This is a genomic window from Clostridium sp. C8-1-8 (assembly GCF_009928445.1).
In the GTDB taxonomy this organism is placed as follows: Bacteria; Bacillota; Clostridia; order Clostridiales; family Clostridiaceae; genus Clostridium_AR.
On record NZ_JAABNO010000026.1, the window covers coordinates 1 to 23,156 of the forward strand.

At 30.4% G+C, this 23,156-nt stretch carries 19 protein-coding genes; 11 read left to right on the top strand and 8 right to left on the bottom strand.

All coding sequences use genetic code 11. The features are described from left to right. The 4 genes from GXK57_RS20440 to GXK57_RS20455 all read right to left on the bottom strand — a co-directional run. Positions 1–946: condensation domain-containing protein (locus GXK57_RS20440; protein ID WP_243156480.1), on the bottom strand; the 946-nt coding region annotated here is incomplete at its 3' end. Between the two features lie 28 nt (positions 947–974). Continuing rightward, entirely contained in the window at positions 975–6,014 is a 5,040-nt protein-coding gene (locus GXK57_RS20445; RefSeq protein WP_160679880.1) for a condensation domain-containing protein, read from the bottom strand. Between the two features lie 21 nt (positions 6,015–6,035). Continuing rightward, positions 6,036–6,899 (bottom strand): ACP S-malonyltransferase, encoded by an 864-nt coding sequence (fabD, locus tag GXK57_RS20450; RefSeq protein WP_160679881.1) that lies wholly within the window; start codon positions 6,897–6,899, stop codon positions 6,036–6,038. A gap of 403 nt (positions 6,900–7,302) precedes the next feature. After that, the gene (locus GXK57_RS20455; protein ID WP_160679882.1) at positions 7,303–7,593 is read right to left on the bottom strand and encodes a hypothetical protein; all 291 of its coding nucleotides are present in this window, start codon (positions 7,591–7,593) and stop codon (positions 7,303–7,305) included. 189 nt (positions 7,594–7,782) lie between these two features. Here GXK57_RS20455 and GXK57_RS20460 point away from each other — a divergent pair, with 189 nt between their 5' ends. The 6 genes from GXK57_RS20460 to GXK57_RS20485 all read left to right on the top strand — a co-directional run bounded on the left by GXK57_RS20460 (position 7,783) and on the right by GXK57_RS20485 (position 11,755). Then, entirely contained in the window at positions 7,783–8,370 is a 588-nt protein-coding gene (locus GXK57_RS20460; RefSeq protein ID WP_160679883.1) for a LysE family transporter, read from the top strand. A 5-nt stretch (positions 8,371–8,375) separates the two neighbouring features. After that, entirely contained in the window at positions 8,376–8,768 is a 393-nt protein-coding gene (locus GXK57_RS20465) for a helix-turn-helix domain-containing protein (RefSeq protein ID WP_160679884.1), read from the top strand. A gap of 2 nt (positions 8,769–8,770) precedes the next feature. Further along, positions 8,771–9,184, top strand: a complete 414-nt coding sequence (locus tag GXK57_RS20470; protein ID WP_160679885.1) for a GNAT family N-acetyltransferase — start codon at positions 8,771–8,773, stop codon at positions 9,182–9,184. Between the two features lie 299 nt (positions 9,185–9,483). Beyond that, positions 9,484–10,110 carry a HutD family protein gene (locus GXK57_RS20475; RefSeq protein ID WP_160679886.1) on the top strand — a complete coding sequence of 209 codons (627 nt, stop codon included), beginning with the start codon at positions 9,484–9,486 and terminating at the stop codon, positions 10,108–10,110. Between the two features lies 1 nt (position 10,111). Further along, complete coding sequence (locus GXK57_RS20480) at positions 10,112–10,507, top strand: DUF6678 family protein (protein ID WP_160679887.1); 396 nt, start codon at positions 10,112–10,114, stop codon at positions 10,505–10,507. 642 nt (positions 10,508–11,149) lie between these two features. Then, complete coding sequence (locus GXK57_RS20485; RefSeq protein ID WP_160679888.1) at positions 11,150–11,755, top strand: hypothetical protein; 606 nt, start codon at positions 11,150–11,152, stop codon at positions 11,753–11,755. A 386-nt stretch (positions 11,756–12,141) separates the two neighbouring features. On the opposite strand, the gene GXK57_RS20490 is transcribed toward GXK57_RS20485, so the two are convergent. The 3 genes from GXK57_RS20490 to murD all read right to left on the bottom strand — a co-directional run bounded on the left by GXK57_RS20490 (position 12,142) and on the right by murD (position 15,866). Further along, entirely contained in the window at positions 12,142–12,660 is a 519-nt protein-coding gene (locus GXK57_RS20490; protein WP_160679889.1) for a metallophosphoesterase, read from the bottom strand. Between the two features lie 478 nt (positions 12,661–13,138). After that, positions 13,139–14,320, bottom strand: coding sequence for a GNAT family N-acetyltransferase (locus GXK57_RS26685; RefSeq protein WP_243156481.1), 1,182 nt, complete (start codon positions 14,318–14,320; stop codon positions 13,139–13,141). Between the two features lie 208 nt (positions 14,321–14,528). Beyond that, the gene (murD, locus tag GXK57_RS20505) at positions 14,529–15,866 is read right to left on the bottom strand and encodes a UDP-N-acetylmuramoyl-L-alanine--D-glutamate ligase (protein ID WP_160679890.1); all 1,338 of its coding nucleotides are present in this window, start codon (positions 15,864–15,866) and stop codon (positions 14,529–14,531) included. Between the two features lie 465 nt (positions 15,867–16,331). Between murD and GXK57_RS20510 the strand changes: the two genes are divergently transcribed. The 3 genes from GXK57_RS20510 (at position 16,332) to GXK57_RS20520 (ending at position 18,410) form a co-directional block, all read left to right on the top strand. Continuing rightward, complete coding sequence (locus GXK57_RS20510) at positions 16,332–16,505, top strand: DUF6440 family protein (protein WP_160679891.1); 174 nt, start codon at positions 16,332–16,334, stop codon at positions 16,503–16,505. Between the two features lie 389 nt (positions 16,506–16,894). Next, complete coding sequence (locus GXK57_RS20515; RefSeq protein ID WP_160679892.1) at positions 16,895–17,677, top strand: DeoR/GlpR family DNA-binding transcription regulator; 783 nt, start codon at positions 16,895–16,897, stop codon at positions 17,675–17,677. A 373-nt stretch (positions 17,678–18,050) separates the two neighbouring features. Then, entirely contained in the window at positions 18,051–18,410 is a 360-nt protein-coding gene (locus GXK57_RS20520) for a VOC family protein (RefSeq protein WP_160679893.1), read from the top strand. A gap of 141 nt (positions 18,411–18,551) precedes the next feature. Here GXK57_RS20520 and GXK57_RS20525 read toward each other — a convergent pair whose 3' ends face one another. Continuing rightward, positions 18,552–19,943 carry a response regulator gene (locus tag GXK57_RS20525; RefSeq protein WP_160679894.1) on the bottom strand — a complete coding sequence of 464 codons (1,392 nt, stop codon included), beginning with the start codon at positions 19,941–19,943 and terminating at the stop codon, positions 18,552–18,554. Between the two features lie 431 nt (positions 19,944–20,374). On the opposite strand from GXK57_RS20525, the gene GXK57_RS20530 reads away from it, so the two are divergent. Next, positions 20,375–21,127, top strand: coding sequence for a MerR family transcriptional regulator (locus GXK57_RS20530; RefSeq protein ID WP_160679895.1), 753 nt, complete (start codon positions 20,375–20,377; stop codon positions 21,125–21,127). Between the two features lie 15 nt (positions 21,128–21,142). Then, positions 21,143–22,882 carry an ABC transporter ATP-binding protein gene (locus tag GXK57_RS20535; RefSeq protein WP_160679896.1) on the top strand — a complete coding sequence of 580 codons (1,740 nt, stop codon included), beginning with the start codon at positions 21,143–21,145 and terminating at the stop codon, positions 22,880–22,882. Positions 22,883–23,156: the final 274 nt, after the last annotated feature.

Consider the following 23,156-nt stretch of genomic DNA (forward strand, 5'->3'; position numbering starts at 1 on the left):
CTAACTTAACTTTTCTATCATTGATTAAATAACTAGCCAATTGATTGGCTTTATTATTCAATTCCTCATAGGTTATTTTATTATTCTCATGAACGATAGCTACCTTATATGGATTTTCTTTAACTTTCGACTCTATAAATTCAATTACTGTTTTATTAGGAATTTCCTTATAGTTACTATTAAAGCTTTCAATCTTCATTTCTTCATTCTTATCCAGAATATTTATATCTTTAAGTTTAATATCTGTCCTATTTGAAACGATATTATAATATGCTAATAAATGTTTACCAATTTGCTTTATATATTCTCTAGAAAATAAATTTGAATTATATTGGATTTCTAAAGAAATCAAGTTATCTTTTAATTCAAATATAAATGCTATATCTGTCTTAATATCTTTAATAACATTAAGGTCCTGAATATTCTTTAACAAAGCTATAGTTTTAAACATAGAGTTGGTATCAAGTTTAAGAATTTCAGCTATTTTAATCAAAGGAAAATTTTGATTTTCCTGTGCCTCTGAGATAGTAAATTTTATATTTTTTACAACTTCTTTAAAGGTACTGTCTGAGGTTATATTATTTCTTAATACCAACATATTATTTACGTATGCCAATTTTTCATTTTGTTTAAAAGTTGGTATACCTAGTACTATATCTTCGTTATTATTATACTTACTGAGCAAAAACTGAATACCTGATAACAGTATCATGTAAACAGCATAATCGGATCCTTTTGCCATTTGTGATATTCTATTATAAATCTGATTATTTATATTTATGTTATAAAACTCTTTCTTTGCTTCAATAGATTCATCATACACGTGGTCTGTTATAAAACTGTTAATCTCAATGTCTCCGCCTAATTTTTCCAGCCAGTAGTGCTTTTCTTTCTCAAACTCACTACTGCTTGCTATTATATTTTGTGAATATTTATTCAACTTCATTATTCTCCCCTCCATCGACTGCTTTCAATTAAAAATCAAATTCTATTTCCTTTAGAGAAACTTCTTCTAATAAATCAAATCTCTGTTCCAATTCTATTTCTTTTATTAGTATTTCAGGGCTATCTACTGAAATCTTAGTAATGCTTATATAATCTTTTATAAATCTCTCTATTGTAGATTTACTAAATAGATCAACCCTATACTTAACATCGAATTTAATGACTCCATCTGTCTCCATGGCTTCCAATATGATATCAAACTTGGCCTTTGTATCATTATTACACATACTTATTTCTAATTTATCAATTTCAACCTTTGGTATTGTCATATTTTGAAGTGCGAATACAGTATCAAATAAAGGATTTCTACCTAATTCTCTTTCTATACTCAATTCATCAGCTAACTCATCAAACTGACAGTCTTGATTTTTGTATGCATTTAATACAACATTTTTAACTTCAGCTAGAAATTCTTTGTATGATTTATTCATAACTGGTCTAGCTCTTAGTGGTAGCATATTAACAAACATACCAATTACATTTTGTATTTCTTCACTAGATCTTCCTGAAATAGGACTTCCTATAACTAAATCTTCTTGTCCACTATATTTAGCTAATAGAATATAATAGCAGGACAATAATACAGTAAATAATGTTGCACTATTATGTGTACAGAATGTTTTTATTTTATCTGTAAATTCTTTTTCAAAGTTAAACTCTATAATATCACCCTCATAGAATTGTCCTTTTTTTCTAGGAAAATCTGTTGGAAGATTTAAAGTATGCACGCCACCCTTTAACATATTTATCCAATATTGCTTCTGTTGCTTTTTAAATTCTTTCTTATCAAATTTTTGTTCCCATACTGCAAAATCTTTATACTGTATTTTACCCTCCATTACTTCTTTTCCATTGTATAAATCAGCAAAATCTTTCAATAATATTCCCATAGAGGTACCGTCTGAAATTATATGATGTATATCAACAATAACAACATACTTGTTATTATTGATTTTTAACAAAGCTACATGAAGTAAAGGAGGTTTTTGTAAATCAAATGCTTTAACAAAATCTTTAATATAATCCTCTATTTCACCTTCCTTAATGCTAATATATTCAATCTTTAACTTAACATTTTCTTTACTGTGTATCACTTGAACTGGCTCACCATCTTCATAGTGGAAAGAGGTTCTAAATGATTCATGTATTTCTACTAACTTATTAAAGGCTGATTCGAATCTTTCAATATTAAAATCCCCTTTAATCGTTATGGAAAATGGCATATTATAGCTTGTGCCTATATCTCTTGATTGATTTAAAATATACACTCTCTTTTGAGCTGCAGATAATGGATATTTCTCCATGTATTCCGCTTTATCTATGGTATAAGGTGATACCAATTGACTATTCTCATTTTTATCTAAAAATTGTGCAAATTCTTTAATAGATTGATACTTCAATATATCTGATACGTTCACTTGAAGTGCTAATATTTTATTTATCTTATTTACAATCTTTAATGCAGATATTGAATCTCCACCCATTTCATAAAAAGTCTTATCAACATCTATCTCATGAAATCCAAGTTGCTCTCCCCAAATATTGGCTACTAACTTTTCAATTTCTGTATAGCTCTCCTCGGCACCTTTTCCAATTAAAGAAACAGTAAATTCTCCTATTGTATCAGTGCTTATTTCTTCAATAACATCTTTATTATTCTCCTTAGCTGAAAATGTTACTATATCCTTTAACCAATAAGACTGGCAAGAAAACTTATGTTTACTTTTAGGAATATCAAATTTCTTTTTATTATATCTTTGCAGGATTACATGAGCATTTGTGCCACCAAATCCAAATGAGCTTATAGCTGCATAATTAATTTCTTTACTTTGTAAACTTACTTCTTCCTCTACAGCAATCTTTATGATATCTTTATCTATATTTATATACGGATTCATGGATTTAAAATTTAAAATAGGTGGAATTTTATTTTCATTAAGTATTAAAGCTGTCTTTATTAAACTAGCTATTCCCGCTGCTGCTTCTAGATGGCCTATATTTGTTTTTACAGACCCTATATAACAAGGATTATCCCTTGTCCTTGATACACCATAAACTTCATTTATTGAATTAACCTCAATAGGATCTCCTAGTCTTGTTCCAGTTCCATGAGCTTCAATGTATGTTACTTCTTCAGCTCTTATCTTAGCTTTTTTTAATGCTTGTTTTATTACTGATACTTGGGCTGAACCGTTTGGAGCAGTCAATCCGTTACTTTTCCCATCTTGATTTACACTACTTCCCTTAATTATTGCGAATATATTATTCTTATCTCTGACTGCATCCCTTAGCTTCTTTAAAATAACTATTCCGCACCCTTCACCACGTACATATCCATCAGCTGACTCATCAAAGGTTTTACATTTAAAGTCTTTTGCAAGCATACCAGCATTAGAAAATGCATTTGTAATTTCCTCTAGTAGCATTAAATTTACTCCACCAGCAATAGCTAGATTGCACTCTCCATTTTTTATACTGTTACAAGCATTGTGTATCGCGACTAATGATGATGAGCATGCTGTATCTATGGCCATGCTTGGCCCATTTAAATTAAAGTAATAGGAAATTCTATTAGCTGCTATAGCTAATGAGTTACCTGTACTCATATATACATCAATATTTTGCCTATTAATATTTAGCAGCTTTGAGTAATCATTTGAACTAATTCCAATAAAAACACCACATTTGCTCCCCTTTATGTTATCCATTGCAATCTCAGTGCTTAGTAATGCATCATAAGTTACCATCAATAATATACGTTGCTGAGGATCCATTTTATTGGCCTCAATAGGACTTATAGAAAATAACTCTGTATCAAACATATCTATGTGGCGTAAATAACCGCCAAAGTATTCATCTTGTTTCAAGTGTAATAAATCTTTTCTATCTACTGGAATGGCAGTTATACAATCTTTCTTATTTATTAGATTTTCCCAGTATTCATGAGGATTATCTGCATTTCCTGGAAATCTGCACCCCATTCCTATTATTGCTATATCATCTTCTTCATCAATCTGCTCATCTTGTAAGTCTTCATCATTAATATATAACTCACTTTTCTTATTTAATAAATAAGCTGAAAGCTCTCTTATAGTTGGGTAGTTCCAAATTGCTGTTATATCAAATTTAATTCCCAAATAATTTTCAATTCTACAAAATAATCTTTCTACTTCTATTGATGCTATACCTAGTTCACTAAAAGGCGTATTTACATCTATCATTTCTTTTTCTTCGTCTAAAATAATAGCAATTTGTTCAATCATATACTGTTCCAAATGGTTTAATCTAGAACTATTTTCAACCTTCAAATATTTTTTTTCTGTGTTTTTACTTGATTTTTTATACTCATTGATAAATTTCAAGGAATTGCTCTCATATTCATCTTTTAATACATATCTCTGTATCTTTCCACTATTTGTAGTAGGAAAATCTTGTACCTCCAAAATACCTCCAATAGGTATTCCAATACACCTTTCAATAGTGTCATGTATTTTTTTCCCTATAGCTAAAAAATTAGTTTTATCTACATTCTCTATTAACTTCACAAAAATTATGATTTCTTCTGTTTTCAATTCATTATTGTAGACATCTACAGCCGCACACTGATGAACTATCTCAAAATTATTTTCTATTACTACCCTTTCAATATCGTGTAAGTAGTAATTCACACCATTGATAATTATCATTTCTTTTGAACGACCTGTTATATATAAGAATTTATCACTAACTACACCCACATCACCTGTATTAAGCCAACCATTCTCTGTAATAGCACCAAGGGTTTCTTTAATATTATTGTAATAACCAGACGTTACATTATCTCCTCTAACTTGTATATGGCCTATATACTCTTCTGGCAATATAACACCATCATCATTTACAATTCTAATTTCAACCTCTTCTAGTGGTAGTCCAACAGAAGTTACACTAAATTCATCTCTTATCTCAGATTTTATAATAGGCGATCCTATTCTGATTCCACTTCGATTTAGGTTCAAGACATTTAAATTATCTCCTAAGAACCCCATACTAACTCCAAGGCAAGCCTCCGCCAATCCATATGACGGAACAATACAATTTTGTCTTATATTATACTTGCTTAAAATATTAAGGAATCTATAACAGACTTCTGCAGATACTGGCTCAGCTCCACTTATAATCAATCTAATACTAGATAAATCTATGTCCTTCGGTAGATCTCCATTAAGTAATTGTTGAATACATAGCTTAAATCCAAAATTAGGTGAGGCTGTTACAGTAGCTCTACTTTCACTAATCGCTTTCAACCAAGTAAAGGGATTTCTTAAAAACATTTCAGTTGGCATAATTATTTGCGAAATCCCTCTAATTAGAGGCAATATATGTAAGGTGACTAATCCCATATTATGTGTTAATGGTAGCCAGGAAATAAACTTATCATCACATGTAGCATTCCCTGAAACAGACATTGAGTTACAATTAGAAATTACATTTTTATGAGAATTTATTATTCCTTTTGGTAAACTAGTTGAACCAGATGACATCTGAATAAATGCTATATCACTTTCTCTTACTTCTTCAAGTTCAAGTTCAAAATTTGTATCTAAAGTTTTAATTTTGTTAAAATCTATAATAACCTTCTTAAATTTTTCATTAATCTTATATTGAGTAGTAACCAATTTATCAATACTTGGATTACTTATTATAAATCCATCTCCAAGCAGTTGTTGAATATGTTTTGCTTTAGTTATACTTTCTTTAGTGTTAGTTACAGGAACTGGAATAACTACACAACCTCCTAGTATCCCTGCCCAAAAAGAAACTATAAATTCATAAGGGTTATTTAATTGCAATATTATATTTTCCCCTCTTTTTATTCCTACGCTTCTAAAATACGAAAGAACTTCTTTCACGTATATAAATAATTCTTTATATGATATATATTCTTTTGATTCGACATTTACAAAAGTAATTCCATTATTAGAATTTTCAGCTTGATAAAGAAATGCTTCTATTAAATTTGAAAACATAAAATTCACTCCTTCTTCCCATCATTGAACTAATATTGATTTATATTCATTTCTGTTCCTATCTATCAATTTTTTCAGTACTTGCGATGGCCCAACTACGGTAAATTCATCAATTTTCTTATCTAGAAGATAATTCATTGATTGTCTCCATCTAACTTGATTACACATTTGTTTAGACATAGTTTCATATATATCATTAAACTCATACTCTTTTGCAGTGAGGTTTGATATAATTGGAATATTAGGTAACTTAAGCTCAAAAGATTCTATATAAGCTTTAAATTTAGTTGCTGAATCTTCTAATAACTTAGAGTGGCATGGACAATTTATTGGCAAAATATAGTATCCACTTGCTCCATTTTCTAAAAATAATTTTTCACTTTTTTCTATCAAATTCTTATGACCTGAAATAACTACTTGAAACTCAGAATTATAATTTGAAATGAATAACCCATCTATATCTTTTAAAATACTTTTTACATTTTCCTTAGTTAGTCCTACAACCGCCGCCATTCCACCATTGCTTATCTTACTCATTATCTGCGCTCGCTTATTCACTATTTTTAGGCCTGTTTCGAAATCATAAACTCCTGCTGCAAACAATGCCGCAAACTCTCCTAAACTATGTCCTGCAACATAATCAGGTACAATGTTACTTTCTCTTATTCTCTTTATATAATCTAAACAACTAACTACGTATAATGCAGGTTGAGTAAATAGCGTCTTATTCAACAAATTATTTTCATCTAACAAAATCAACTTTTCTAAAGAGTAACAAAGTATCTTACTTGCCTCCTGAAACTTATCGTGAAATTCTGACAATAATTCTCTACCCATACCTTTAAACTGTGAACCTTGCCCTGGAAATAGAAAAACATTAGACATAAAACCACTCCTTAGCTGTATTTATTTCAATATAATTACGCATGTTACAATTAATTACAATTAATTATACAATAGTATTCCTTTTTTTACAATACATTGTAATTCCCTAAAACTTTCGTTTATTAACCTTATTAATAAAAAATAGTTATTTTTTATTTTTTTATTAAAGATTCCTCTTTTAATTAGACATATTCCATTTAATTTTATATATATATTCAAAGAAAAAAGCCTCAACCGCCATTATACTTTGGCTGTTAAGGCTTTTTAATAAAATATTTCATTTTTTTAATAGACTCTAAAAGTTACTATTATCTTATTATCAACATTACTATACATGTAACCTTGGTATTAATCTTTATGCTTCAGATAAAGATTAATAAGTTCATTTATAGAAGTACTTTAATTATGCCACAATATAAATCTTTACTTCTGGGTCAGCACTCCAAAGTGGTTGTAATCCAACGAAAACATCCTTTTGGAACATTTCACTGGATAAGTAAGCCTTTGCATGTTCTACACTGTCAAAACCGTGAAGTACTTGGACATCCTCTTCACGAATTAATAGGTCTTTAGTAAGAGCTCCTTCAATTGTTTCTAGGAATGGAGTACGATAATCAGTATAAACCTTAGCAGCTGCAGGACGGTTACCTTCCTCTATTTTCATTGTGATTTCTAAATAAGCATTTACTTTCATGATATTACCTCCAATTTTGTTATATGACTCTGCTTCTATCACTGAGTCTGGTATAATTATATTTCAAGTACTCCAAGAGAAAAATATATCCGTGAATTAATGAGTTACTAATAAATTTCATAGTTACTTGCTATTAGGCAATTAGCCACTTATAATGATGCTACATTGATTTGAATACAGGAGGTTAATATGTCTATATCAGTTTTTGGAACAATGCTAGGATATATGCTGGTCTGTTCTTTTACGCCTGGCCCTGGAAACATACTGGCTCTAAATACTACAACTCAATTTGGCTGGCAAAAAGGAAAACCACTACTTCTTGGCATTTGTGCAGGTTATGCCTCTGTGCAATTTATTTGTACTTTAGCGGTATATGGGTTAAACACTTTTCTCTTACCGATACTTGCTGTACTGAAATACTTTGGAACCATATATATGTTATGGCTTGCGCTAAATATTTTTAGAAGCAAACCTTTGGAAAATAATGATAGTGGGCAAGCATCCTTTAGAGAAGGCTTCGCACTTCAATTTGTAAATATAAAGATTTACTTTTATATTATGACTTTACTGATGGTGTATCTAGTTCCTCATATTAGAACTTTGGCTGGTTTACTTTTAGCTGGTTTGGGAGTGGTAAGCATCGGAAGCATAGCTTCTCTTACTTGGGCATTGGCAGGCATTAAGCTACAAAAGACTTATACAAAACACTTTAAGCTAATCAATTTTGTATTAAGCCTGTTCTTGCTGTATTGCGCTTTTGATATTTTAAAGGGGTGAATATAATGTATCAACATAAACTAGAAGAAGATATAAGATGTCCACTTGAATATGGTCTTGAAATTTTCGGTGGCAAGTGGAAATCGCGAATAATATGTGTTTTGGCTGGTAAAGGCACTTTGCGTTACAGTGAACTTCGAAAAGAAATGAGTAATATAACCGATGCAGTACTGGCATCCACCTTAAAAGAACTTATTGCAGACGATATTATACATAGAAGGTCCTTTGATGAGATTCCGCCTAGGGTGGAGTATTGCCTAACTTCAAAAGGCAATTCTGTAGTTCCTATCCTTCAAAGTATTTGTAGCTGGTCAGGAGCCTATCACAAAGAAGATAATGAAAATACACTAACACAATGTAAAAAATGTGACTATAAATATAAAAAAGGAGGAGTTTAAAAATGAACATTACCTATACTGAGGAAAAAAATTTCACGGAAGCAGCAATACAGGAGCTGTTCTTATCCGTTGGCTGGGTGTCTGGCCAGTTTCCAAGTAGACTTAATAAAGCATTGCAGAATTCCTCTACGGTACTAACAGCTTGGGACGACCATAAACTAGTAGGACTAGTACGTGTACTAGATGACAGTGAAATGGTAGCATTCATTCATTACGTTTTGGTAAATCCTAATTATCAAGGGATGAAAATTGCGGGAACAATGATTGAGATGATTAAAGAAAAATATAAAAATTATTTATATATCGAGATTATGCCTGAAGAGAGAAAGAATGCAGCCTTTTATGAAAAGTTTGGATTTAAGATTATGGAAGATGGTGTAGCAATGCAGCTTTCTAATTTTCAAAACAAGTGTTAAAGAGTATATATAGTGACTCAGATAAAATAATGCTTTATTTAATAAGCTTCAAAATATTTTTTGCAAGCTTTAGCTTAGTGTTAACAGCACTAAGCTTTCTTACTATTTAAGAATACCTTATGAAGTCTAACTTCATAAAAAGAGTATAATGAAAAATAAGTTGGCTTTTCATAGGATATTATATCGCCCCACAATCATGTGTAAGTTAAGTTTTCATAAAGGATACCTATTTGATTATATCTACAGCTTTCAATATAATATGTACATAAAAGATACGTAAAGAAGAGGTGTACTAATATATGAAATATAATGTAGAGATACTAAGACAAGAGAACTATAAACCAACCTATTGGTCTGGAGGTATGGCTACAGAACTTACTACATATCCTTTAGATTCTGATTATGCCAGCAGAAACTTTTTATGGAGAATGGGAATAGCTAAGATTGATATTCCAGAATCCACTTTTAGTAGCTTACCTAAAGTTTCTCGTAAATTCATGGTTATTGAAGGGCAAATAACTTTAGATCATGAAAATAAGTATAAGAAACCCCTTAAGCCCTTTGAGCAAGATGCCTTCAGTGGTGATTGGAACACTAGAACTTATGGCACCGCTACTGTCTTTAATCTAATGACAAGAGAAAACTATGATGGAATATTACTTCATCTTAATATTTCTTCTAATGAAAATCTTAAGTTTCAATATGCATCTCCAGCAGATAAAGACTTGGTAGCAATCTGTTTTTACAATGTAAATGGCGGATTTAAAACTACTATTAATGATAAGGTTTGTGAAACTGTTCCTAATGATTTACTTATAGTTAACTGCTCAAACATCGGTGACAAACATGAATTTATTTTATCTAATAAGACTTCAGAGCCAACTGATATAATAGTAAGTATTATTTATAAGGAAGACATATTATAAAATGAACAGTGTTAAAGAAAAAGTAATGCGTATTATTAATGAAAAACAAATGTATTCTTTGATGAATAATACCAAGTGGAGAGAACTACAGAGTGCAGTAAAGACACTACAATTTCCTCCACCATATCAACTTAAATATGTTCATTTGGATACACTGTATCCAGAAACTTTTGATAATATTCCATGGTATTACGGCGATTGGAGTAATGAAGCTATAACACCTTTTTATGCTATTGAATGGATTCGTGTCCAACCAGTGTGTAGGCATTTTAGAGGCCAATTAATAGAAGATGAAATAATTGATGAAACTAATGAATTTCTTTCCATATTGAATAAATACTCAATTCCCTATGAGGAGCTTAATGGGACATATATTATCCATGGCTATAAAAGATAGAATTAGCTACTTATAATTAAGGCTGTATTAAAGTACTGTGTTGAAATTAAGTTTTCATAAATGTTACATATAGCATGACGTTGAAACTTAAGAATAATATTAGATAAAGACATGCATAAAATGGCAGAGTAATAACCTTTTATGCATGTCTTTTATTCTTATAAACTTCTTATTCAATGTCAAATAGGCATTTCATTTTGCTAAATATAGAATATTATTTTATGAGGAAGTCTAAAATTATCATATGTATTTATTTGTGTGTTAATAGGTTCATTACCATGTAAAATACTTATTGTTGTAAAAAATTAACTTTTTAAAACCAATATTGTGCTATAATAGTAAAATAAATGAAATAGCTATTCACTTTTTTTATTTGATATCAAATCATAACCTATTCTTTGATAGAGATCTAAGTTTAGCTAAAAGTATACATAATATTTGCTTAAAGCCTTAATTGTTAATTTATATTTGTTTCAAAATCGCTTAAAGTCACGATTTTAAAACAAGTATAAAATAAGCTTCTACGAAGAAAAAATCTAAGCAATATCTTAGTTAATTTTTAGATTTTACTATCTATAAATAATATCTAAATAGAATTAGCTATGCAGAAATTAATTAGCTTAAATTGGAAAGGAGCACAAAATGAAAAAATTTGATCTAAGAATTATATTTATGGGAGTTGTAATTGCTGTATTATGTGGTGTTATTACTTTCTTAGCACTTGATAGAAAGCCTGTAGCTAATAAAGACACTGCTACTAATAAAACTACAGAAGCTTCTAAAGAAGCCTCAACTAATGCAACCGTTGTTTCTTCTGATGGAAAAATAAAGGCTGCGAACTTTAACAATTATAAGGTGTATTTTAATGGAAAAGAAATTACTTTAAAAAACCCTTTGGTGTCTATAACAAGTGAAAAAGATTCAGAACCTCAGTTATATATGCCCTTTGATGAGATATTAAAATATATGCACTTTAATATTAAAGTTGACGAAAAAAATAACTCAGTATATCTAACCATGGGACAGAAAAATCAACTAGATACTTCAGAAGATTTATCCAAACTTTCTGGGAACGAGGCTGATTTAACCGCTGTAGATATAATACAAAAGACTGGTAACTGGTCATACATTGAAAAATATCTAAAATATATGACCAATGATGGCATTAAGAAGGTAGTGGAAATATATAATTCTAAACACGAAAATACCGCTGAACATAAGAATGCTGCTGATTATATGAAAAAGTAAATATTAAAGCCAATAGAATCCACAATTATATGTAAATGTCATATAATTGTGGATTCTATTCTTGTATTAAAAAATCAATTCTTAATCTATAAGTTATTCTGGTGACTGAATTTATAATTCTTTACAATTAATACAACTTATACTTTTTGCTTTTAACCATTTATGGTTACCATAGGTATCCTTCATGAAAACTTAATTTATATCTTTTCGATAATCCTAATTCTTCTATATTATTCAACCAAAAGTTATGAGGAGCATCAAACATGTATAAATTAATAGTTGAAGAGTCTACCTATATCAAAAGTTAATTGCTACTTATTTAAAATACAAGCTTTATTATCAGTGTTACATCTATATAAATATAATCTTGTTAGACTTTGGCTATTCTACTTAGGTAACTCAGCTACACATTTTTTTAAATACTCAAGGTTAACTGGAGCATAATCCCATCGTTCTACACTAACACAGGCTGATTGCTTCGTTACAGTAGGATACATCTCAGTTCCATGGACATGTCCATACATATAGAAAAACGGTGTGGTAGAATTAATATACTGTGGAGGCTGGTGTTGCATTACTATAAACTCATTATATACAATTGGATATTTACATACTTCATCAAAGCCACATTCCATCCACTGACTTAACGTTAGATGATCATCGTGATTGCCCATAATCAGTATTTTCTTCCCGTTCAACTTCTTAATGATGTCCTGCATTTTCAATAATGGATATAATCCAACATCACCAAGATGAAATACTATGTCATCTTCATTCACTACACTATTCCATGAAGCAATCATTTGGTTATCCATATCTTCGATACTTGAAAATGGTCGTTTTTCATATGTTATTATATTTGAATCTCCAAAATGCGTATCTGCTGTTATAAAAATTCTTGCCATATTGTACACCTCATCACAAAAATAATTTACTGCATTATTCTAAATATGCCCTTAGTTTTTTAAGTTCTATATTTTCTAGTAGCTTCTTATTTTTTCTTAGTTAAATTATATCATAACAACATCTAATGCTTTTGCCTTTAATGAAACTTATAATGCATTTCCGTAATAACTATTGTAATTACCCCAACAGTGTCTGTACTCTTCTTAAAATTAACTTTCTCATTTAAAGTTTTTTTGTATGTCATATACACTAAATAGCGGATCCTAATGTATGAACTACATATCCAAATTTGATAGTTATATATCCATATAATAATATTTATTCTTCTAAGATTTTAAAAAGCAGCCAACAAAAATACACTCGTGTATATTTGCAGGAAGGTATTCTTAACAATATAACTTTATAACTTCTTAAGAATTTACTTATAGAATGCGGGTTTGCGAGGATTTAAGCGAAGCATCTTAACTAATTTATTATTTAATCCCATTGTCCTGGAAACCTTAACTTTTTTAGCTTAGGAAAATTTTTATTATATTCTTCCACTTCTTCCTTTGGAAGATTTTCAAAAACCTCTGATTCGTAAAATTTTCCTTTTATGCCCTTCATACTGCCTTGTTCTAATTCTATTCCCATAAAGGCATCAAAGTTTTTACCGTCACTGGTTGTAATATTGAAATTATCACAGGTCTTAAACCCTATTCGTGGATAATATTCTGGTTCTCCAAAGATCACAATTCCTTTATAGCCTTTACCTGCTGCTAATATCATTGTTTCCTTCAATAGTAGCTCTCCTACTCCACAGCCTTGCCATTTAGGAGCTACGCAAAGTGGACCAAAGGTCACAATTTCATGAGTCTCTGTACCATCAACCACTCGTGCCTTTGAGTACATTATGCAGCCTATAACTTCTCCATCCTTTAATGCTATTCTACTTAATTCTGGAAGATAGTCTTTATCTTCACGTAATTTGTGCACCAGGTAATGCTCGTCACATCCAAGATGATGCTTGTTCCAAAATGCTCTCTGAGTCATCAACTCCACATCATAGTAGTCGTCTTTTGTTTCTCTTCGAATTTCTACTTCTTCTGGATTTAATCTATTCTTTTCTTCTGGAAACCATCCAAATTCTAATCTTACTTCTTTTCTCTTTAAATCATTGTTTTTGTAACAGCAAGTATCCATACCTATTAAGGTAAAGCCTTCATGCTGATAAAAATCTACTGCATTTACATTGCAAGATTGAGTTTCTAGTATAATAGCTCGCCTACGTTCTCTTCTTGCTTGCTCCTTTACTATTTCAATAAATGCATGGCCTACCCCTTGCTTTTGATAGTCTTCTGCTACCCAAAGCTCTGTTATTCTTAATCTATTGGACCATAATTCTTGATCAGTTTCAATTGCTGCTACTAATCTATCATCAACTACTACTCCCCAAGCATAAGCATTTTCCCAGTGATCTTCATATAATTTATCTGGAAAATCATATTCTTCTGGTGTGTGAGTTACTGGTTCTATAAATTCTTTCTTTTCTATATTGATAACATACCCTCTATCTGTTTTATTTAGCATAACGTCATAGTATTTATCTGTGGTATAGCCTATTGGAATTATAGTTTCCTTCCACTTATTTTTTGGTAAATGTATTATTTCATATTCCATTACCTTTGCCCTCCATTTTCATACTAGCTATTGCCTTGACAAAAACTAGTTATTTTCACCTTCTAAATACAGTAACTACTTTCATATATCTAAGGTTAGTTATATAGGTGTACCTTTTCATATTTAAATTTGCCTTCAAAATTCTCCCCTAAAAAGCAAAGGTCTTTGAAAATTTCTTTAGGATAAAAATTGCAAGTCTTTATTTGACTTATAAGCTATTTACATACTCCTTAAATAAATTTCCACGAACCTCAAAGTCTTTGAATTGGTCCCATGCAGCACAAGCAGGACTTAACAGCACAACGTAACCGCCACTTGCTGAAGTATAGGCTATTTTTGTAGCATCATATAGGCTATCTGCAACTTTACACAGGATTTGGTATTGCTTTGCAAATTCCTGTACTCTCATTTTTACCTGTCCGAAGGCTACAATTAACTTTACATTTGTTAGATATTCTTTTAATCCATCAAAGCTGTGGCCTCTATCTAGTCCTCCCAATAATAATATTGTTGGTTTTGTAAATGAAGAAAGTGCAGTTTGAGTAGATTTTATGTTAGTAGCTTTTGAATCATTATAAAAATCTATATTATTTATAGTTTTAACATATTCTATTCGATGCTCTACTCCTCCAAAGGTTTTTAGTACATTAATAATAACATCATTTTCTACTCCTAACTCTTTAGCCACTGCAATAGCTGCCATAGCATTCTCGTAATTATGTCTTCCCTTAATTTTTATTTCTTCTAGGGATATAATCCTATGTCCATTATAATAAATATATCCATCATTGACTTCACAACCTAATTTATTTGGGATACTAAATGAAAAATACTTTTTAGTAGACTCAATATCCTGTGCCAAACTAATCACTTCTTTATCATCTAAATTAATAATAGAAATGTCACTTTTTGTGTGATGATTAAATATTCTCTTTTTCATACTTTTGTAAACGTCGTAAGATCCATGGAAGTCAAGATGTGCCTCTGATATATTAGTTAAAACAGAAATATCTGTCTTAAAGTCAACTACATTACACAACTGATGATCAGATACTTCCATAACTGCAATACTATTATTTCTTAATTGAGATATAAAAGAACATACTGGATACCCTATATTACCCATTAAGAAAACATCCAAGGAAGCTTCTTTTAAAATTTCATAGATTAATGTAGTTGTGGTGGTTTTTCCATTAGTGCCAGTAACTCCAATAATTTTCACCCCTGTTGGAAAATACCTAAAAGCTAATTCCAATTCATTTATAACAGGTATATTAAGCTCAAGTGCTTTTTGTACATATTTATGACTATTAGAAATACCAGGATTCTTAATTATCAATTCAAAACTATTATCAAGCAAATCATCTGGGTGACTTCCTAAGATAATATTTACTCCCATTGCTTTCAGCTCTTTTACCTGTTCCAAGTTTTGTTCATTATTTGCATCATTTATAATGACTTCATACCCCTTACCTACTAGTAGCTTTGCAGCCTCATAGCCACTTCTAGCCATACCAAGAACAAAAACTTTTTTATTTGTGCTCATTCTACCTACTCCTCTTTATATATTATTACTATATATCTTAATTTTCTCTCTAAAGTACCTTTCAGCTTTATCAATCCTTATTACTACAATATTAACAATTTCTGTACATATAATCAATTTTAATTACTTAACTTGTAAACCAGCCACAGTAATGCAAATATTATAAATTACCCTTTATAGCAGTAGTTATTAAATTTTCTCAGAATAGAGAGACTCTTTTTCGTAGTACTTTGGAAAGCCCTGATTTTTGGGTTTTACCTACTACAATAAGGAAAGTTCTTTCATTATATTCTCTAAAGACTTTATTTTCCTATGTTTCTATTATAATAGTAAATTTTCTAAGGTCTTTGCCATGACTGTTTGTGGTTAACCAATAATAAAACTCTTAGAACTACGTTCTTAATTTTTATGGTTAATCATAAATTATGAATTGATAACAGTATTTTGAATATAAGGGGTGAGCTTATGAAGGAAGATAAAAGATTTGAGGCTATATCTACTCAGGGGGTTCTACAAAGCTATAGCATAATCATTGATAAGGAAACAGGAGTGAATTATCTATATATTAGTAATGGAACTTCTGGTGGATTGACAGTCTTATTAGACTCTGAAGGAAAACCAATCATAACTAAACAGTAATTATAGAATTTCTAACTTAACTGTTAAGTTATGCATGCTTGATGATCTCCAAAAGCCAGTATCATATAATTTCCAAAACTCGTGACATTCTAACATGCATAACTTAAGTTTTCGTGATGTAACCCTATAAAGATGTAGCACTTTAATCCTAAATATAATTTCAAAGATTTTTTGGTTCTGAGATGTGAATTTGAAGATATAAATTTTAGTATGAATATATATATCATTAATAACCGTTAATATGTTTTTTCCATTTTATTAACGTTATTTAATCATTTTTACATTTTATGGTTGCAAACCATTAATATTCATTATATACTATTAATAAACATGAATGCATTAATAATTCCATTTTTGCTTACAAATATATTAATTAGGAGTGATATTGAATGTTTATTGAAGAGCGCCATGAAGAAATATTGAAAATTGTTAATGAAAAAGGAAGAATATCCATTGGAGAAATACAGCAGCTTTTTAATATCTCGGTGGATTCTGCTAGAAGAGATCTGAGAATCCTTGAGGAAAAATCATTGCTGAAGAGAACCCATGGAGGAGCTATACCTCTCATGCAAGTTGGTCTTATGCCTCCTAGAGTAAGAGATATGAAAAATATGGAGGTATATGATAACTATGCTGCTATAGCAAAAAAGGGTGCAGAATTTGTTAAAGAAAATGATATAGTTTACCTTACAAGTGCCTCTATAGGCTTCATCATGTTAAAATATTTACCTAGAGATATTCACTACACCTTGGTTGTTAATTCTGTAACTCTTGCTGAAGAATTGAAGTATTGGGATAATGTCACTGTGTACATTGTTGGTGGGAAAATGCGTCAACATGGTACAACTTCTCTTGTAGATAGCTTTGCTACTGCCTTTGTTAAAAACATGCATTTTGATATAAGTCTTATATCTGCTGGTGGAGTTGATGCTACCTTTGGACTATCAAATGGTACTGATGAAACGGCTACCTTTCAAAGGGCTGTAATTGAAAATACCAGAAAAAACATTCTTCTAATGCCTAGCCAAAAGATTGGTTTTAAAGCCTTCATAAAGGTTTGTGACGTAAATAAATTTGATACCTTAATAACTGACTGGGATGCCTTAGAAGATGAATTGATAAAGATTGAAGAAGCTGGTGTGGACACAATTGTTTTAGAGAAAGAAAAATAATATGTATGTTTTTATTCTCAAATTTGGAGAAAAGATTAAGCCTATTGCTTTGCAAAATCGTTTTTTTCTTGCACAGATAAATGGACTATTTCAACTACAAATTTTTGCTGGTGAATTAAGCGGCTTCGTGACTTATATAGCATTAAGAATACTTTATGTTATCTGCTTTAGTATTTTATTTATTATTGATACCATTAGTACATTGCGTAAAAAAATTTGTTAATTTGGACCTTCTTCACTGAACTTTTTATTTGATATATGTAATTGGATTTTAAAAAATGACATGCTGTTGTCGCATATTGATTGATATAATTTATACAAGTCTCTAAATGCACTATAGATTAAATTATATTTTTAGAAAGAAGGAGATTTTATGAATTTAGCATTTAAGATAGACTCATTATACATATGTGTAAATGATATGCAAAGAGCAATTAATTTCTATGAAAAATTATTTGGACAAGAGGTTACTGAAAGAGATGAAGTATATAGTGTTTTTGTTATTAATGGCTTTAGATATGGCTTATTTGCAAATCAAAAAATGAATGAATCAAAAGTATGGGGAAATAATTGCTTACCGAGTTTTGCTGTAAATGATATTGATTTAATCCAGAAAAAATTGAAGGATTTAAATTGTCAAATTGTTTTTCAATTAACAACTATAGGTGAAAATAGAGTATTAGAATTTACTGATAGCGAGGGAAATCATATAGAAATCACTTGTCCCATATGACAATACTAATTAAAAAATTCTTTGAAATTTAAAAACAAAAAGATGCTTTCCATAACAAGAGCAGCATCTTCTTCATTTTATGTAGACTCTTTATAAATGGTTTTTAATTTTGAGCAGTTCCCATATATCTGCTCTCTGTTCTTATAAATACTCCAAAAAATCATGAGGTATGGTTAGCATAATAAAGTCTTCATCTTTATCAGTACAGTCAATGCTAAAAGAAACTAATATTACTGAATCACTTTCATTAAACATCTTTTGACCTACTGGAGATATTACCATATCCATACTATCAAAATATTGATTTATCTTTTTAAAACCTCTGTCAGTTAAGTTAAGTAATCCTTCGATGATTTCCTTATTATTTAGCTCTCCCTCTGATATTGTAAGCATAATCGGTAAACTAGCAATATTATTTTTAATCATGCCTGTATACATGCCTGATGTTAACAACTTTCTAATTTCACTTATGGTAATATTCTCAACGGTCAGCTGTTTTACTGAACATTTATTATTTAACTTATTGGCTAAATAAATTGAGAATTCTTGTGATAGTTCAGAGAATTTATCTTTTAAATTGGTTAATGCATTTAATTCTACAGGAAGTGGAGGTGCTATAAAATTCTCTTCTACATTTCCACCTAGACCCTGGCCTTTACTAAATATTTTATTAATCACTTCTTCTTGATCATTTTCTTTATTGAATATAAGAAAGTCAATTTCTTCTTGCTTCAATACAATTGTAGGTGTTTTCTCCTTAAACTTAAGTTCAATAATGTTTAGGGAATTATTAATTTTTTCTATGTTGACGCTATTCTTATGATTTAAACCTCTTTCCAAAGCTTTTATGAGTCTTGTGCTTGATATTGGTTTTGAAATAAAATCTTTAGCACCAGCTTTTATACTTTCTAATATAACTTGACCTTGGCTCATTGCAGAACAGATAATTACTCTAGCATTTTCATCTTTCTGCATAATATGTACTGTTGCATCAATACCATCCATCTTAGGCATTACTACATCCATTATGACAAGTTCTGGCTTTAATAGCTCATAAGCCGCAACCGCTTCCTCTCCATTAGAGGCCTCTCCAACTACCATATATCCATACTCTTCAACAATATTTCTTATTACTTTTCTTGCTAGTTCCAAGTCATCGATAATAAGAACCCTGCATCCTTTGCTCTTTGTCCCATCGAGCTGATCAATTTTATCAATTCTCTTTTTCAATAATCCGTACTGTTCCTCGAGCTTTATTATCTCACTTCGCAACTGAATACGTTTTTCTTCTAAAATAGTTTTTAGCCTCTCATTGCTGTTGTCCTTTAAGAATAATTTTATTTCATCTAAAGAACAACCATATTGCTTAAGTTCCAAAATAAAAGCAAGTTCTTTAATTTGTGAATCTGAATAATATCTGTACTGATTACTTGACTGCACTAAGCATGGCTTAAAAAGTCCAATTTCATCATAATACCTTAAGGTATTAGCAGAAATATTTACTATTCTTGATATATCCCCTATTGTAAACAAAATAAACAACTCCTGTGATTTGCTATTTTTTCTATATCTACATATAGGATAATTATAGACCTTAACCTTACACTAAGGTCAATACTTTTGTTTTGTGTTCCATTTATGTATTACTTTTGTGGAACATTTATAATACTATTTGCCCTTATAGAATTCATTAATTATTTTCTAGTTAGGCTATCATACCCTGATGTAAGAGTTCTATTTACCCAAATAAAAACAAGAAGCTTACGAAAAAGCAAATTAGCAAAAGAAATAGAAGCCTATGTATTTAATAAATGTTGTTAGATATAGTTGGTAATTTCAACATGAATCTCTAGGTTACATATCATAATTGTATATTATTCCTAAAATATAAAAATAATTCAATAACTATTGACATTGACGTAACGTAAATTGATATAATTGGAAATAGATTCAGGAGGAATATTATGGAACATATGTATACAATAAGTGAAATTTGCGACCAGTATCAGATTACAACTAGAACACTTAGATTTTATGAGGAAAAAGGCCTTATTCAAAGTATCCAGGAGAAGGCTCGGATGCCGAGGAAATATTCTAAGGAAGAAGCTAAAAAAATCGGAAATGTAATATTTCTAAAAAATCTAGGCTTTAGTATCAGTGAGATTTGTGAACTATACTATGATAAGCAAGATATAAAAGAAGTGGTAGAATCAAGAAAACTTCTCATTCAAACTCAGATTGAATTAAAAAAACTTCAAATAAAAAGATTGCAAGACATGATGTTGCTACTAAATGAGGGAAATGATATTTTCTCATCTAAAGTTGCGATTGATGAAGGGAAAAATACTCTTAAAGAGAAAGCTTTAAGTTTTTCAAAATGCTTCTTAGAGAGAAAGTGGGATAAACTTCACCAGCACTTTCAACCAGCTGTATGTAAAGTTTTTACAATAGATCTTTTAAAAAACTTTCGAGAAACAGTTGAAGAACAGTTCGGAAATTTCAAATCTATCCTGCATATAGATCAATTTGAAAATGATGTATCACTATATATTGAATTTGATAAATGCACCGCAGTTATGAAGGTCATTTTTTCTGCTTTTCATATCACTGGTTTCACTGTAAATTCAATTGATACTGATATGATAAATAATTTTCTTACTGACGCAAACAATATTGACCAATCGGAATCCGGAAGTAATTTTATCATCAGAATTTAGGAAGGGGTTTTAGTTATGGCAGAGACGGGGGTAAACTATAAAAAGGAGTTTTATAAAAATAATCATCTTAATTATTTCATCTCAATATTGGTTGTTATTGCAAACGCAGCACTTCAAGTTGCAATCGCTTTTATACTTGAGATATTAATTGATGTAGCTCGTAAAGGAGATATCACAGAATTTTGGAGAGATTTGACCCTTGCTGCAATTGTCATGTTATCAACAGTCTTCGTATCCATATTGCGAAAAATGTTTTTAAATCGTTATATAAAAAGAGCTCTAAATCAATATAAAAATAAAGTTTTTGAGAAAATCTTAGACAAAAATATCAATTCCTTTAATAAGGAGGCTTCAAGCACTTATATTTCAGCCTTCAGTAATGATTTGACTTCCATTGAACAGAACTATTTAGTGGGCAATATAAATCTAGTACTACAATGCTCCTTATTTATAGGTGGTCTTGCTGCTATGGCTTACTATAACTGGAAAATGCTTTTAGTTACTTTAGCTACTAGCACACTTCCTATCTTAGTAAATGCTATTTTCGGAAATAGACTTACAACTGCAGAAGTCAAAGTATCAGATAAGAATGCAGCTTTTGTAGCTCTTGTTAAGGATCTATTGACAGGTTTTCCTGTAATTAAGAGCTTTAAGGCTGATAAAGATATTTTTCGTATTTTTGTCAGTAAAAATGATGAGCTAGAGCAAACCAAGAAGACACGTAGAGATGTAACAAATAACATTGAAATCCTCAACTCATTGGCAGGACTTGTTGTTGAACTAACTATCTTTGGCTTAGGTGTGTACTTAGCAATAACCGGAGTAATTACTGTCGGAGTTGTTGTAGCCTTCATTCAACTGCTAAATTATGTTTTAGGTCCTATAAACGCTATTGGTCCTACTCTAGCAAACAGAAGAGCTGCGGAGGGTCTAATTAAAAAGATTGAAACTATTGCAGAAGCTTCTAACACTACCAGTGGAACAATTCCCTTACCATCCTTTAACAACTCAATTATTTATAAGAATGTTTCCTTTGGATACACTGAAAATACTCAAACACTGAAAAACATCAATGTCCAATTTGAAAAGAACAAAAGCTATGCCATTGTAGGTAGCAGTGGAAGCGGTAAGTCAACCTTACTAAATCTATTGCTTGGTTACCACAACAGCTATGAAGGTGCTATCGAAATTGATGGTAATGAATTGCGAGATGTTTCGGTGGACAGCTTATATGATATGGTTTCTATGATTCAACAGAATGTGTTTGTATTTAATAACAGCATTGCTGAAAATATCACTCTCTTTAGGAACTTTGATAAAGAAAGTATAGACTATGCTCTATCCTGTGCTGGTCTATCTAAGTTAATTGATGACAAAGGAATAGATTATAAGTGTGGTGAAAATGGAGTTAATCTATCTGGTGGTGAAAAGCAACGTATTTCCATAGCTCGTTGCCTAGTAAGAGGTACTCCAATTCTTATAATGGATGAAGCTACAGCTGCCTTGGATAATGAAACTTCTCGCCAAGTTGAAGAAGCTATCCTAAAAATAAAAGATTTAACTAGAATAATCATCACTCATAAATTATATGCTGATATATTGACCAATTACGATCAAATCATAGTTATGAATAAAGGCGAAGTTATAGAGCAAGGAAGCTTTGATGAGCTTATTGATAAGAAAGGCTTCTTCTATTCATTATATTCTGTTACCAATTCTAATGATTATGTTAGTGAAACTGCAGATTTATCTTAAATATAACTTTCTACTAAAAAGGCAAGTTTTTAATACAATTTTGTGGAATCGCCTGCCCTCATAGTGAATTTCTGAAAAAATAAGAGCAATTTGGACATCCCAAATTGCTCTTATTTTTAAAAACATGATATACGCTTCATAGTTTCAGAGGAAACATTGTCTAAGTTTAAGTATTGTAGTAGTATATCTTTATCACTTATAAAATTGTAAATAAAAATTCTTAGAAGGTGTTACTCTGTTGTATAACAGATAAGAAAATTACCTCTGCTCTAAT

Bases quoted from the DNA above. Each gene is read 5' to 3' on its own strand.
- GXK57_RS20490 (WP_160679889.1), bottom strand. From the start codon at position 12,660: ATGGCAAGAATTTTTATAACAGCAGATACGCATTTTGGAGATTCAAAT.
- murD (WP_160679890.1), bottom strand. From the start codon at position 15,866: ATGAGCACAAATAAAAAAGTTTTTGTTCTTGGTATGGCTAGAAGTGGC.
- GXK57_RS20535 (WP_160679896.1), top strand. From the start codon at position 21,143: ATGGCAGAGACGGGGGTAAACTATAAAAAGGAGTTTTATAAAAATAAT.
- GXK57_RS26685 (WP_243156481.1), bottom strand. From the start codon at position 14,320: ATGGAATATGAAATAATACATTTACCAAAAAATAAGTGGAAGGAAACT.
- GXK57_RS20465 (WP_160679884.1), top strand. From the start codon at position 8,376: ATGTATCAACATAAACTAGAAGAAGATATAAGATGTCCACTTGAATAT.
- GXK57_RS20480 (WP_160679887.1), top strand. From the start codon at position 10,112: ATGAACAGTGTTAAAGAAAAAGTAATGCGTATTATTAATGAAAAACAA.
- GXK57_RS20510 (WP_160679891.1), top strand. From the start codon at position 16,332: ATGAAGGAAGATAAAAGATTTGAGGCTATATCTACTCAGGGGGTTCTA.
- GXK57_RS20455 (WP_160679882.1), bottom strand. From the start codon at position 7,593: ATGAAAGTAAATGCTTATTTAGAAATCACAATGAAAATAGAGGAAGGT.
- GXK57_RS20460 (WP_160679883.1), top strand. From the start codon at position 7,783: ATGTCTATATCAGTTTTTGGAACAATGCTAGGATATATGCTGGTCTGT.
- fabD (WP_160679881.1), bottom strand. From the start codon at position 6,899: ATGTCTAATGTTTTTCTATTTCCAGGGCAAGGTTCACAGTTTAAAGGT.
- GXK57_RS20515 (WP_160679892.1), top strand. From the start codon at position 16,895: ATGTTTATTGAAGAGCGCCATGAAGAAATATTGAAAATTGTTAATGAA.
- GXK57_RS20485 (WP_160679888.1), top strand. From the start codon at position 11,150: ATGAAAAAATTTGATCTAAGAATTATATTTATGGGAGTTGTAATTGCT.
- GXK57_RS20530 (WP_160679895.1), top strand. From the start codon at position 20,375: ATGGAACATATGTATACAATAAGTGAAATTTGCGACCAGTATCAGATT.
- GXK57_RS20520 (WP_160679893.1), top strand. From the start codon at position 18,051: ATGAATTTAGCATTTAAGATAGACTCATTATACATATGTGTAAATGAT.
- GXK57_RS20475 (WP_160679886.1), top strand. From the start codon at position 9,484: ATGAAATATAATGTAGAGATACTAAGACAAGAGAACTATAAACCAACC.
- GXK57_RS20470 (WP_160679885.1), top strand. From the start codon at position 8,771: ATGAACATTACCTATACTGAGGAAAAAAATTTCACGGAAGCAGCAATA.
- GXK57_RS20445 (WP_160679880.1), bottom strand. From the start codon at position 6,014: ATGTTTTCAAATTTAATAGAAGCATTTCTTTATCAAGCTGAAAATTCT.